This is a genomic window from Albibacillus kandeliae (genome assembly GCF_003116585.1).
GTDB lineage: Bacteria > Pseudomonadota > Alphaproteobacteria > Rhodobacterales > Rhodobacteraceae > Albibacillus > Albibacillus kandeliae.
The window spans coordinates 130,978-144,249 of record NZ_QEHM01000001.1 but is presented as its reverse complement, the minus strand read 5'-3'; the positions used below and the strand labels follow the sequence as shown (position 1 = coordinate 144,249).

The following is a 13,272-nucleotide window of genomic DNA, read 5'->3' as shown; positions in this document are numbered from 1 at the left end:
CTCAGAGAGAGCGGATTTCGGTGCGCGGCCCGGGCGTGCCGAGCGGCATGAAGGACAGCGGGTTGCGCAGCGGCAGCCCGAAGGCGGGAGCCTCGATCTCGAACACGTCGCCATCCTGAGTCCGGACCCCGGACGCAAACGAGAGCGTCGCCGTTCCGAACATATGGACATGCAGGTCGCCCGGTTGGCGGAACAGCGCGTATTTGAAGTGATGGTGTTCGAGATTGGAGAGGCTGTGGCTCATGTTGGCCTCGCCCGAGAGGAACGGCTGCTCGAAGATCACTTCGTTCCCCCGGATCACGCGGGAAGTGCCCTCGATGCTCTCCGGCAGGTCCCCGATCAGCAGCTCGGGGCCCACGGCGGCCGGGCGCAGCTTGGAATGCGCAAGGTAGAGATAGTTGCGCCGCTCCATGACGTGGTCGGAGAATTCATTGGCCAGAGCCCAGCCGATCCGGACCGGCGTGCCATCCGGGGCGATCAGGTAGATACCGGCGATCTCGGGTTCCTCCCCACCGTCCTCGGCAAAGGCAGGCGAGGCAAGCGGTGCACCGGGCGCAACCAGCGCGCTGCCGTTGCCCTTGTAGAACCACTCGGGCTGAACCCCCGCCGCGCCGTTGGCGGGCTTGCCGCCCTCCACGCCCATGCGGAACATCTTCATGCTGTCGGTTTCGTCGCCGGTGGCCTTCTTGTGCATCTCGGCCCGGGTCGAGGCCGACCCGAGGTGGGTCAGCCCGGTTCCGGTCAGGTGCAGGTGGGCCGGGTCGGGATGGGTGACGGGCGGTTGCAGACGTCCGGCGGCATAGAGCGCCTCGAGATCCACCGCGCCGTTCATGCCTAGCGTGGCGATGCAGTCGCGCAGCGACACGCCCTTTTCGATGCAGTCCATCGCCAGTTCATAGAGCGACAGGTCGGTCCTGACCTCATAGGCCTCGGTGCCGTCACGGGCGACGATCTGGAGGGTCCCGTCATCCCGGGCATATTGCGAGAGCAGCATCTGGTTAACCTTTCTGCTTGTTCAGCACGTCGAAGATGACAGCGGCCAGCAGCACGAGGCCCTTGATGACCTGCTGCCAGTCGATGCCGATACCGAGGATCGACATGCCGTTGTTCATGACCCCCATGATGAAGGCCCCCACCACGGCGCCCACCACGGTGCCGACGCCACCGGACATCGAGGCCCCGCCGATGAAGACCGCCGCGATCACGTCCAGTTCAAAGGCCACGCCCGCCTTGGGCGTCGCGGTGTTCAGCCGCGCGGCAAAGACCAGACCCGCCAAGGCCGCCAGCATCCCCATGTTGGCAAAGGTCAGGAAGGTCAGCCGCTGCGAGTTGATCCCCGAGAGCGTGGCCGCCTTCTCGTTCCCGCCGATGGCGTAGAGCCGCCGCCCGAAGGTGGTGCGAGAGGTCAGGAAGGAGTAGACCGCGATCAGCAGCGCCATGACGATGAAGACATTGGGCAGCCCCCGGAAATCGGCCATCAGCCATGACATGTAGACCAGCGCGACGAAGATCAGCGCGTTGCGGCCTGCGAAAAAGGCAAAGGGCTCGGTCTCGGCCCCCGCCGCGACCTGCCGCGCACGCGCCCGGATCGAGAGCCACAGCAACAGCGCGGCGACCGCGACCCCGGCGAACAGCGAGAAGAGGTTCAGGTTCTCCCCTCCGAAGATGTCGGGCACGAAGCCCGAGGCGATCAGCCGGAATTCGGGCGGAAACGGCCCCACCGACTGGCCGGCCAGCAGCCAGAGGGTCAGCCCCTTGAACACCAGCATCCCCGCCAGCGTCACGATGAACGACGGAATGCGGAAGTAGGCGACCCAGAACCCCTGTGCCGCACCGATGGCCGCCCCCGCCGCGAGGCAGAGCACAGCGGCGATGAACCACGGCAGGTTCCACTCCACGATCATCACCGCCGCCAGCGCCCCGACAAAGCCCAGGACCGAGCCGACCGAGAGGTCGATGTGCCCGCAGACGATGACCAGCAGCATGCCCACCGCCATTATGACGATGTAGGAGTTCTGCAGGATCAGGTTGGTCAGGTTGACCGGTTTCAGCAGGATGCCCCCGGTGGCGACCTGGAAGAACGCCATGATGACGACCAGCGCGATCAGGATCCCGTACTCCCGCAAGTGGCCCTTCACGAACTGCCAGCCGGATTTGCTGCCGCGTTCGCCCCGTGTGGCGGACTGGGTGGTGATGTCGGTCATGCGGCTTCTCCCGACTTGACGATTCTGGACATGATCTTTTCCTGGCTGGCCTCTGCGGTCGGCATTTCACCGACGAAGCGGCCCTCGTTCATGATGTAGAGGCGATCGGTCACCCCCAGCAGCTCGGGCAGTTCCGAGGAGATCACGATGATCGCCTTGCCCTGCGCCGCGAGGTCACGGATCACGGTATAGATTTCGAACTTGGCGCCGACGTCGATGCCCCGGGTCGGCTCGTCGAGGATCAGGATGTCGGGATCGGCGAAGAGCCACTTTGACAGCACCACCTTCTGCTGGTTGCCGCCTGAAAGGTTTACGGTCGGCTGTTCGATGGAAGAGGACTTGATGGCAAGCCTGCCGCGATAGTCCTCGGCAACCTCCGCTTCGCGGGCGCGGTCGACGACCCCGTTGCTGGCGATGGCCGGAAGGTCGGCCAAAGGCACGTTGCGCCGGATGGTGTCATCCAGCACCAGTCCAAAGGTCTTGCGGTCCTCGGTGGCATAGGCCAGCCCCGCGTCAATCGCCCGCCGCACCGTCGAGAGATCGGCAGGCGCGCCGTTGATCCTCACCTCGCCGCTGATGTCCCGGCCATAGGAACGGCCGAACAGGCTCATCGCCAGCTCCGTGCGCCCTGCCCCCATCAGCCCTGCAATGCCCAGCACCTCGCCCCGGCGCACGTGAAAACTCACATTGTTCACCACGCGCCGCTCGGGATGCAGCGGATGGCGCACCGACCAGTTGCGAACCTCCATCGCAACCTCGCCGGTCACTGCCTGTCCCTTGGGAGGATAGCGGTCCTCCAGCGCGCGGCCGACCATGTTGCGCACGATGTCGTGCTCGTCCACGCCCTCGGCGCAGTTCATCCGCGCCACCGCCGCCCCGTCGCGCAGCACAGTGATGGTGTCCGCGACCTGCGACACCTCGTTCAGCTTGTGCGAGATCAGGATCGAGGTCAGCCCCTTCTCGCGAAAATCCATCAGCAGTTCCAGAAGCTTGGCACTGTCTGTCTCGTTCAGTGACGAGGTCGGCTCGTCCAGGATCAGCAGGCGGACATTCTTCGACAGCGCCTTGGCGATCTCCACCAGCTGCTGCTTGCCCAGACCAAGAGTGTCGACCAGAGTTTCCGGATTCTCGTCCAGCCCGACCCGCGCCAGCAACTCCGCCGCCCGCCTGTGGGTCTCGCGCCAGTCGATGATGCCGCCGGTCGCGCGCTCGTTGCCCAGAAAGATGTTCTCGGCCACCGAAAGCAGCGGGATCAGCGCCAGTTCCTGGTGGATGATAATGATCCCCAGTTCCTCGCTGTCCCGGATCGAGCGAAAGGCGCGGGGCTGACCGTCATAGAGGATTTCGCCATCGTAGCTTCCGTGGGGATAGACCCCCGACAGAACCTTCATCAGCGTCGACTTCCCCGCCCCGTTCTCACCCACAAGGGCGTGAATCTCGCCCTCGGCGACGGAGAGCGTGACATCGTCGAGCGCCTTCACCCCGGGGAACGCCTTGGTGATCCCGCGCATTTCAAGGATTACGGACATCGTTCGTCTCGCTTCTTCGGGAAACGCCCGCCGGGTCAGCGCCCGGCGGGCCAGTCGGACCGGCCGCGCGGGCCGGTCATCCGGGAGGGATCACTCGATCTGGCTCTTCTCGTAATAGCCGCTTTCGACCAGCCGCTCTTCCCAGTTGTCCTTGGTCACCGGCAGCGGTTCCAGCAGGTAGGACGGCACCACCTTGACCCCGTTGTCGTAGGTCTCGGTGTCGTTGATCTCGGGTTCGCCACCGGCCAGCAGGGCATCCACCATGCCGACGGTCACCCGCGCCAGCTCGCGCGTGTCCTTGAAGATCGTCGAGTACTGGTCGCCCCGCAGGATCGCCTTGACCGAGGGCACCTCGGCATCCTGCCCCGTGACGATCGGCATCTTCATGTCGCCCGAGCCGTAACCGACCCCCTGCAACGACGAGATGATCCCGATGGAGAGCCCGTCGTAGGGCGAGAGCACACCGTTGACCTGCTTGTCCGTGTAATTGGCCGAGAGCAGGTTATCCATGCGCGCCTGAGCGACCGAGCCGTCCCAGCGCAGCGTGCCGACCGTGTCCATGCCCATCTGGCCCGACACGATCTCGATCTCGCCACTGTCGATCATCGGCTGCAGCACCGACATGGCGCCGTTGTAGAAGAAGTAGGCGTTGTTGTCGTCCGGGCTGCCGCCGAACAGCTCCACATTCCACGGCTTGGTGTCGGGGAAGCGTTCCTTCAGCCCGGCCACCAGCGTCTCGGCCTGCTGCACGCCCACCTTGAAGTTGTCGAAGGTGGCATAATAGTCGACGTCACCGCTGTCGCGGATCAGGCGGTCGTAGGCGACGATCTTGATATCCGCAGCGGCGGCGTTCGCCAGCGCGCTGGTCAGCGTGGTGCCGTCGATAGCCGCGATGACCAGCACATTGACCCCCTTGGTGATCATGTTCTCGATCTGGGCCAGCTGGTTCGGGATGTCATCCTCGGCATACTGCAGATCGGTGGTGTATCCCGCCTCCTCGAACTGCTTGACCATGTTGTTGCCGTCGTCGATCCAGCGCGCCGACGACTTGGTCGGCATGGCGATCCCGACATAGCCCTTCTCCTGCGCCAGAACCGGCGACGCGAAGGCGAGCGCGATTGCAGTCGCGCCAAGGGCGCGTCTCGTGAATTTCATGATAGTCCTCCCTGTGCCCGCGGCGTCGCTCCTCCAGCTGCCTGACCGGGCATTCTTGTGTGCAGCTCCCGAATCTCGAGGGCTTGCCGGGACACTGCCTTTTCGTGATATAGCGATCAAATACAGATCTTCTCTCTCAATATACCAATTTGGGAATATTGATCATGGACGTGACGACCGAGCCCCCCTCAGAGCGGCACCTGCGCGATGAACTGATCCGGCGCGGCCTCAGGCTGCCGCAACTCCGCCTGCTGGTGGCCCTGCGCGAAACCGGTATGGTCTCGGGCGCCGCCGCGCAGGTCGCCATGACCCAGCCCGCTGCCTCGCGCCTTCTGGCGGAACTGGAAAAGACCGTGGGCGCCACGCTCTACGAGCGCCACGCGCGCGGCGTAACCCTGACCCCCGCCGGTCAGGCGCTCGCCTCCAAGGCACGCGAACTGCTGCACGGGCTGGACGAGGTCCAGCACGAGATCGCCGCCCTGGCCACGGGCGAGCGCGGCACAGTCCGCATCGGCAGCGTCACCGGCCCGGCGGTGGAGCTGGTCCTCCCCGTGATCCGGGAGTTGCGCGTCACCTACCCCGACATCGAACTCTCGGTGCTGGTGGACACATCGGACAAGCTCGGCGACTCGCTGTTCGCGGGCGATCTCGACTTCTACATCGGGCGCATTCCCGAAGGCATGGAGACCCGCGCCATCGCGCTGGAGGAAATCGGCCCCGAACCTGTCTCGCTCGTCGCTCGGCTGGAACACCCGCTGTCACGGCGCGACAGCCTGACCGTCGCCGACTGCCTTGCCTACGACTGGGTGATGCAGCCTGAGAACGGGCTGCTGCGCCGCACCGCCGAGGCCTACCTGCTGCGCAACGGACTGCGCCCGCCCGAGCGCATCCTCAGCACCTCGTCCCTGCTGCTGACGCTCGCCATCATCTGCGAGACCAACGCCATCGCGCCCATCGCCCGATCGGCCGCAGACTTCTATGCCTCCGAGACCGCTTTCGGGGGCCGCATCCGGCGGCTCGACGTCGCGCGGGACATGACCGTGGTCCCCTATTCGCTGATCTCCCTGCGCAACGTGGAGCCCTCTCCGGCGGTGCGCCGCGTGTTCAGACTGATCCGCGAAAAGACCCGTCACCTGGCTCCCGCACCCGACCTCGGTTGAACCCCGGCAGAGGGGCACTCGTCTCCCCTCTCGCAGGTTCTGGCTTGAGCGGAATCCGATGCTGGCCTAGCTTCCGGCGAGAGGGGGAGCAGAACATGACACGCAAGGCACTGAAAAACATGATCTTTGCGCGATCTGCGCGGTCTCCCGCTTTTGCGGCCCACCGGTCACTCCGCGTCACGCCGACGCAAGGCGCGCGAACATGACCGACTGGATCGCAGCCGACTGGGGCACCTCGCGCCTCCGGATCTGGGCCATCGACGCGGCCGGAAAGGTCACCGGCTCGGCCACCTCGCAGGAGGGCATGGGCAGCCTTACGCCCGATCAGTTCGAGCCCGCCTTCCTGCGGGCCGCGGGCCATCTGCTGCCGGAAGGTCGCCGCACACCCGTCCTCATCTGCGGCATGGCCGGGGCAAGGACCGGCTGGAAAGAGGCCGGATACGTCGCGGTCCCGGCCCACCCCTCCGGCGCCCCCGTTCAGGTGCCCACGGTAGACCCGAGGCTCGATGTCCACATCCTGCCCGGCCTGTCACAGGCCGAGCCGCCCGATGTCATGCGCGGTGAAGAGACCCAGATCGCCGGGATGCTGGCCGCCACACCCGATTTCGACGGGCTGGTCTGCCTGCCCGGCACCCATACCAAGTGGGCGCGGGTCAGCGAGGGGCGTGTCACCGGCTTTCGCACCGCCATGACCGGCGAACTCTTCGCCCTCGTCTCGGGCCACTCCACCCTCTCCTCCTTCACCGCCGAGGGCTGGAACGAGGCGGTCTTCGATGCCGCGCTGACAACCACGTCCGACGCGCCCCTCGCCGCCGACCTCTTCTCGCTCCGAGCGCGGGGTTTGCTGGCTGGCTATGCCGAGGGCGAGGGCCGCGCCCGCCTCTCCGCCCTGCTGATCGGTTCCGAAGTTTCGGGCATGATCGGCACCCTCTCCGGCCAGCGCGTCGCCCTGCTGGGCGACCCGGCGCTCTGTCGGCTCTACGAATTGGCGCTCGCCCGGCACGGCCTGACCACCGAGACACTGGACGCGGAGGCCGTCACGCTTGGCGGGCTGATCGCCGCCCGCGACCGCATGCTCCAGACATCGACGACCTGACCGAAAGGCTCTGCAGATGAAACGACAGATCGTGGCCATCCTTCGCGGCATCACCCCGCCCGAAGTCGAAGCCGTCGCCGGTACGCTGATCGAAGCGGGGATCACCAGCATCGAAGTGCCGCTAAACTCGCCCGATCCCTTCGACAGCATCACGCGGCTCGCCCGGCGCTTCGGGGCCGAAGCCGATATCGGCGCAGGAACGGTGCTCACCCCGGACGACGTCGCGCGGGTGGATGACTGCGGCGGTCGCCTGATCGTCTCGCCTGACACCTGCTCCGATGTCATCGTCGAAACCAAGCGGCGGGGCCTGATTTCCTGCCCCGGCGCGATGAGCGCGACAGAATGCTTTGCCGCCATCAGGGCGGGCGCCGACGTGCTCAAGCTGTTCCCCGCCTCGATGGTCGGGCCAAGTGGGTTGAAGGCCCTCGCAGCGGTACTGCCACCGGAGATCCCGGTGCTGGCGGTCGGCGGGGCCGGACCCGACAACTTCTCGACATGGCTGCAGGCAGGCGCCGCCGGTTTCGGCATCGGCACCGCCCTCTATCGGCCCGGCGACAGCGTATCGACTGTCGCGCAGCGCGCCGCCGAGATCGTGGCCGCCTTCGACCGGGCCAAGACCGACCTCGGCAGCTGACACCGGCGCGACCGGGGTTCACCCGCCCGGTTGAACTTTTCGCATTCCGATGAAATTTTGCGCGAATCCATCAGGGAGGCTGCGCCCTTGCGTGTCTTGCGATCACTTGGCCCCGCCGTTGCCCGCGTCCCGGCCCTCGAAGCGGTTCGGGCCGGTCTCGGAGCGCTCGTCGGGCTGGGCCTGACCGGACTGTTCCTGCTGTCCCCCGGCATTGATCTGGAACTGGGCCTCTACCTCGTCGCCCCCTTCGGCGCGACCTCGGTTCTCCTGTTCGCGGTTCCGAACAGCCCGCTCGCGCAGCCCTGGTCCGCGATCGTCGGGAACACCCTCGCCGCTCTCGTCGGAGTCGCCGTCTGCATGCTGATCGCGGACCCGGTTCTGCGGATCGCCCTCGCGGCCGGGTTCGCCATCACCGCGACCATCCTCTGCCGCGCGGTGCACCCTCCGGCCGGAGCCGTCGCGATGACCGCGGCCATGTCGCCCGACAGCATCGCGCACCTCGGGTTCTGGTTCGCCCTCGCCCCCATCGGGGTCGGCACCGTCGCCCTCGTGGTGCTGGCAACCCTCTATGCCCGGCTGACCGGGCGGCGCTATCCGTTTCGCCAGTTCGAGGACGCGGGCCGGCATGGCACCGGGGACCGCAACCCCACTGAAAGGCTGGGCCTCTCCGAACAGGAACTGATGGCGCTGCTCGAACGCTACAGCCAGTCCTTCAACCTCGGTGTCGAGGATCTCGCCCGCCTCATCGGCGCGGCCGAACTGCAGGTAGCTGCACATTCCTCCGGCCCGATGACTGCGCGCGATATCATGTCCCGCGATCTTGTCACCGTGACGCCCGAGACGTCGCTGGGCGACATCGCGGACCTGTTCAGGCGTCACGGGTTCACCTCCCTCCCCGTGGTGCGCGCTGATGCGCGGTTCCTCGGGATCATCTTCCAACTCCACCTCATCAGCCAGGCACGGGAAGACGCACTGCGGCTCCAGCGGGGATACTGGCCCGCCCTCCTCCGGCTGCTCGACCGGGACAGGGACAAGCCCGTGCAGGCGGGTGATATCATGAGCGTCGCAGGGCCGCGCGCCACGACTGATACGCCAATCGGGGCTCTGCTGCCCATGATGGCGGACGGGGCGACCGATGCCGTGCCGGTTCTGGAGTATGGCAAGCTCGTGGGTATCGTCACCCGCACCGACCTCATTGCCGCGCTGGCGCGCCATGCTGCGCGCAGGGAAACCTAGCGGCTCGGGTAACCACCAGGTTGGTCATAAAGCTCGGAAAACAACCCGGCCGCAGGCGGGACAAACCCTCGTCTGCCACTTCGTTGGCCACGGGGAGAAATCGGAAAAATCCCCGTGTTGGCTATGCCGCCATGTCCGATTGACGTGCGGTCGGGCCTTCCGTTGGGAGAACGCGGGCCACCGTCTCCGGTTCCTCCCGGGCCCTCTGGGGCGGCGGGGTCCGGCGCGCCGCTCTTGACTTGCGCGCGGCGCGCAGCGCAAGGGAGGCTGCGGCCACGCGGGGCCGTCTCTCCCGGATCACCTGCCTTGACGAATCCCTATGAAACGGTCGGCTTCTATGACGCGGCGATCCTCGCCGGGCGTCACCGCGAGATCGTCGGCGGCCGCTGGGACGAGACCGGCCGTGTCCAGATGGCCGTCCTGAAGGACGCGGGCCTGCTACCGCACCACCACCTCCTCGATATCGGCGCAGGGGCGCTGCGCCTCGGTTGCAAGGCCGTGCCCTACCTCGACCCCGGGCACTACTGGGCCACCGACGCCTCGCGCGACATCATGCTGGCCGGGCACCGCACCGAACTGCCCGACCCCGCGCGGCTGGACCCTGCCCAGTTGATCGAGGATGCCCGGTTCGACTTTCCCGGCCTCCCCGAAACCATCACCCACGCCATCGCCTTTGCGGTGTTTCCACATCTGACGATGGCCCACCTTCGCCGCGCCCTGACCAATCTCTCGCGCTTCGAGCGGCTGGAGATGTTCCTGTTCACGGTCTTCCTCGCCCCGGATGCCCGGACCGCCATGCAGCCCTATCGGCAACCCGATGGCGTGGTGACCCACGACACCCGCGCGCCCTATCACATCCTTGCCGACGACGTGGACCACCTCGCACGGCTCAGCGGCTGGCAGGTCACCCGCAGCGACGTGATGCTGCCGCGCGGACAGGTCCTCTTCATCGCCCGACCCGACCGCGCCTGACGTCACGACCGTCCTCAGCCAAGGACGTGCCGCGAGATGATACGCCGGTGGGTCTCCGTGGTTTCCTCCCAGATACGCTCGATCCGAGCATCCTTCGACATGCGGATGCCACGCAGCACCTGCAGCGCGGTGTTGGCACCCCGCCCCGCCCGGCCACGGAACATTGGCCCGAGTTCGCCAATGCGCCCGATCAAGGCATTCGCAGTTCCCGCCGCATCATTTTGGCGCCGGGCCGCTGAAAACCCCTGTAGCGACCAGCCTGACCGCTCGACTTTTATGCAAGAGAGGCGCTAAGGCTGCCGCGCATCACTTGCTACCGGATCGGGCTTGGTATACCATCGCATGCAAACAGCTTGCCGCCAACCGTCACGAGTCTTCGCGACCCGGCGTCCGGGCTTTGTCCACCACTGACATCCAGGGATCGTCATGAGCTTGTACACAGACTACCTAAATGAAATCGAAACGCGCAAAGGCGAGGGTCTGCACCCCAAGCCTATCGACGATGGCGCGCTGGTTGCGGAACTGATCGCCCAGATCGAGGACGCCGGGAACGAGCACCGCGCCGAGTCCCTGAACTTCTTCATCTACAACACCCTGCCCGGCACCACGAGCGCCGCGGGTGTCAAGGCGGCCTTCCTCAAGAAGATCATCCTTGGCGAAACCACCGTCGCCGAGATTACCCCCGACTTCGCCTTCGAGCTGCTGTCGCACATGAAGGGCGGCCCCTCGGTCGAGGTTCTGCTCGACCTGACGCTGGGTGACGACGCCGCGATTGCCAAGCAGGCCGCCGAGGTCCTGAAGACGCAGGTGTTCCTGTACGAAGCCGACATGGCCCGCCTGAAGACGGCCTACGAGTCCGGCAACGCGATCGCCAAGGACGTGCTGGAAAGCTACGCCAAGGCCGAATTCTTCACCAAGCTCCCGGACGTCGAGGACGAGGTCAAGGTCGTGACCTACATCGCCGCCGAAGGCGATATCTCGACCGACCTGCTGTCGCCGGGCAACCAGGCGCACTCGCGCTCCGACCGGGAACTGCACGGCAAGTGCATGATCTCGGAAGCCGCGCAGAAGGAAATCGAGGCGCTCAAGCTGCAGCACCCCGACAAGCGCGTGATGCTGATCGCTGAAAAGGGCACCATGGGCGTGGGCTCCTCCCGGATGTCGGGCGTGAACAACGTCGCGCTCTGGACCGGCAAGCCGACCAGCCCCTACGTTCCCTTCGTCAACTACGCCCCGGTCGTCGCCGGCACCAACGGCATCTCGCCGATCTTCCTCACCACCGTCGGCGTGACCGGCGGCATCGGCCTCGACCTCAAGAACTGGGTCAAAAAGCTGGGTGAAGACGGCAAGCCGCTGCTGAACAACGAAGGCAACCCGATCCTCGACCAGAAATACTCGGTCGAAACCGGCACCGTGCTGACCATCGACACCAAGGCCAAGAAGCTGAAGAACGAAGCCGGCGAAGAGCTGGTCGATGTCTCTTCCGCCTTCACGCCCCAGAAGGTCGAGTTCATGAAGGCCGGCAGCTCCTACGCCGTGGTCTTCGGCAAGAAGCTGCAAACCTTCGCCGCCGAGACCCTTGGCGTCGAGGCCACCCCGGTCTTTGCGCCCTCGAAAGAGGTCTCGCACGCAGGCCAGGGCATGACCGCGGTCGAGAAGATCTTCAACGCCAACGCCGTCGGCGTGACCAAGGGCAAGCCCCTGCACGCAGGTTCGGACGTGCGCGTCAAGGTGAACATCGTCGGCTCGCAGGACACCACCGGCCTGATGACCAGCCAGGAGCTGGAAGCGATGGCCGCCACCGTGATCTCGCCGACCGTCGATGGCGCCTACCAGTCGGGCTGCCACACCGCGTCGGTCTGGGACAAGAAGGCACAGGCCAACATCCCGAAGCTGATGAGCTTCATGAACAACTTCGGCCTGATCACCGCGCGTGACCCCAAGGGCGCCTATCACTCGATGACCGACGTGATCCACAAGGTGCTGAACGACATCACCGTGGATGACTGGGACGTCATCATCGGCGGCGACAGCCACACCCGCATGTCCAAGGGCGTGGCCTTCGGCGCCGACTCCGGCACCGTGGCGCTGGCGCTTGCGACCGGCGAGGCGACCATGCCGATCCCGGAATCCGTCAAGGTCACCTTCAAGGGCAAGATGGCCGACCACATGGACTTCCGCGACGTCGTTCACGCGACGCAGGCGCAGATGCTCAAGCAGCATGGCGACAACGTCTTCCAGGGCCGCGTGATCGAGGTTCATATCGGTACGCTGCTGGCCGACCAGGCCTTCACCTTCACCGACTGGACCGCCGAGATGAAGGCCAAGGCCTCGATCTGCATCTCGAACGACGAGACGCTGATCGGTTCGCTGGAACTGGCCAAGGACCGTATCCAGGTGATGATCGACAAGGGCATGGACAATGCGGCTGGCACGCTGCAGGGCCTGATCGACAAGGCGGACAAGCGCATCGCCCAGATCCGCTCGGGCGAAAAGCCTGCCCTGTCGCCCGATGACAGCGCCAAGTACTTCGCCGAGGTCGTCGTCGACCTCGACCTGATCGACGAGCCGATGATCGCCGACCCGGACGTCAACAACGCCGACCCGTCGCGCCGCTACACCCACGACACCATCCGCCCCGTGTCCTACTACGGCGGCGAGAAGAAGGTGGACCTGGGCTTCGTCGGCTCGTGCATGGTGCACAAGGGCGACATGAAGATCGTCGCGCAGATGCTGAAGAACCTTGAGAAAGCCAACGGCAAGGTCGAGTTCAAGGCACCGCTCGTCGTGGCCGCGCCGACCTACAACATCATCGACGAACTGAAGGAAGAAGGCGACTGGGGCATCCTCCAGAAGTACTCCGGCTTCGAGTTCGACGACATGTTCCCCAAGGCCACCGCGCGCACCGAGTACGAGAACATCCTCTATCTCGAGCGTCCGGGCTGCAACCTCTGCATGGGCAACCAGGAAAAGGCCGCCAAGGGTGACACGGTTCTCGCGACCTCCACCCGCCTGTTCCAGGGCCGGGTCGTCGAAGACACCGCCGAGAAGAAGGGCGAATCCCTGCTCGCCTCGACCCCGGTCGTGGTGCTCTCGGCCATCCTCGGCCGCACCCCGAGCGTGGAAGAGTACAAGTCGGCCGTCGAAGGCATCGACCTGACCAAGTTCGCGCCCCCGCTCGAAAAGCCGGGCACCGCGCGTTCGGTCCACTTCTGATAACCACGGACGCGGGCAGATACTTCGGTATCTGCCCGCAGTCCTTTCCGGCGCCTTCACTTCACGACCG

At 65.8% G+C, this 13,272-nt stretch carries 11 protein-coding genes; 6 read left to right on the top strand and 5 right to left on the bottom strand.

Annotated features, from left to right (window positions below; translation table 11 throughout):
- Window position 1 precedes the first annotated feature (1 nt).
- The 4 genes from araD1 to chvE form a co-directional block, all read right to left on the bottom strand.
- Window positions 2-994 (bottom strand): AraD1 family protein, encoded by a 993-nt coding sequence (gene araD1, locus DDT93_RS00675; protein WP_109463868.1) that lies wholly within the window; start codon window positions 992-994, stop codon window positions 2-4.
- Window positions 995-998: 4 nt separating this feature from the next.
- Window positions 999-2,204: a multiple monosaccharide ABC transporter permease gene (gene mmsB / locus DDT93_RS00670; protein ID WP_109463867.1), complete on the bottom strand. Its 1,206-nt coding sequence runs from the start codon at window positions 2,202-2,204 to the stop codon at window positions 999-1,001.
- Complete coding sequence (mmsA, locus tag DDT93_RS00665) at window positions 2,201-3,733, bottom strand: multiple monosaccharide ABC transporter ATP-binding protein (RefSeq protein ID WP_109463866.1); 1,533 nt, start codon at window positions 3,731-3,733, stop codon at window positions 2,201-2,203. Before mmsA ends, mmsB begins: the two co-directional genes overlap by 4 nt.
- Before the next feature lie 90 nt (window positions 3,734-3,823).
- Complete coding sequence (chvE, locus tag DDT93_RS00660) at window positions 3,824-4,888, bottom strand: multiple monosaccharide ABC transporter substrate-binding protein (protein WP_109463865.1); 1,065 nt, start codon at window positions 4,886-4,888, stop codon at window positions 3,824-3,826.
- 164 nt (window positions 4,889-5,052) lie between these two features.
- Here chvE and DDT93_RS00655 point away from each other — a divergent pair, with 164 nt between their 5' ends.
- The 5 genes from DDT93_RS00655 to DDT93_RS00635 all read left to right on the top strand — a co-directional run bounded on the left by DDT93_RS00655 (window position 5,053) and on the right by DDT93_RS00635 (window position 9,986).
- Entirely contained in the window at window positions 5,053-6,048 is a 996-nt protein-coding gene (locus tag DDT93_RS00655; RefSeq protein WP_109464721.1) for a LysR family transcriptional regulator, read from the top strand.
- Between the two features lie 202 nt (window positions 6,049-6,250).
- Window positions 6,251-7,144: a 2-dehydro-3-deoxygalactonokinase gene (locus DDT93_RS00650; RefSeq protein ID WP_109463864.1), complete on the top strand. Its 894-nt coding sequence runs from the start codon at window positions 6,251-6,253 to the stop codon at window positions 7,142-7,144.
- 16 nt (window positions 7,145-7,160) lie between these two features.
- Window positions 7,161-7,778: a 2-dehydro-3-deoxy-6-phosphogalactonate aldolase gene (locus tag DDT93_RS00645; RefSeq protein WP_109463863.1), complete on the top strand. Its 618-nt coding sequence runs from the start codon at window positions 7,161-7,163 to the stop codon at window positions 7,776-7,778.
- Window positions 7,779-7,865: 87 nt separating this feature from the next.
- Window positions 7,866-9,014, top strand: coding sequence for an HPP family protein (locus DDT93_RS00640; protein WP_109463862.1), 1,149 nt, complete (start codon window positions 7,866-7,868; stop codon window positions 9,012-9,014).
- 306 nt (window positions 9,015-9,320) lie between these two features.
- A complete protein-coding gene (locus tag DDT93_RS00635; protein ID WP_109463861.1) occupies window positions 9,321-9,986 on the top strand; it encodes a class I SAM-dependent methyltransferase in 666 nt (221 codons plus the stop codon).
- Window positions 9,987-10,000: 14 nt separating this feature from the next.
- On the opposite strand, the gene DDT93_RS00630 is transcribed toward DDT93_RS00635, so the two are convergent.
- Complete coding sequence (locus DDT93_RS00630) at window positions 10,001-10,180, bottom strand: hypothetical protein (protein WP_109463860.1); 180 nt, start codon at window positions 10,178-10,180, stop codon at window positions 10,001-10,003.
- Window positions 10,181-10,412: 232 nt separating this feature from the next.
- On the opposite strand from DDT93_RS00630, the gene DDT93_RS00625 reads away from it, so the two are divergent.
- Window positions 10,413-13,202: a bifunctional aconitate hydratase 2/2-methylisocitrate dehydratase gene (locus tag DDT93_RS00625; RefSeq protein ID WP_109463859.1), complete on the top strand. Its 2,790-nt coding sequence runs from the start codon at window positions 10,413-10,415 to the stop codon at window positions 13,200-13,202.
- The last annotated feature ends 70 nt before the right edge of the window (window positions 13,203-13,272 follow it).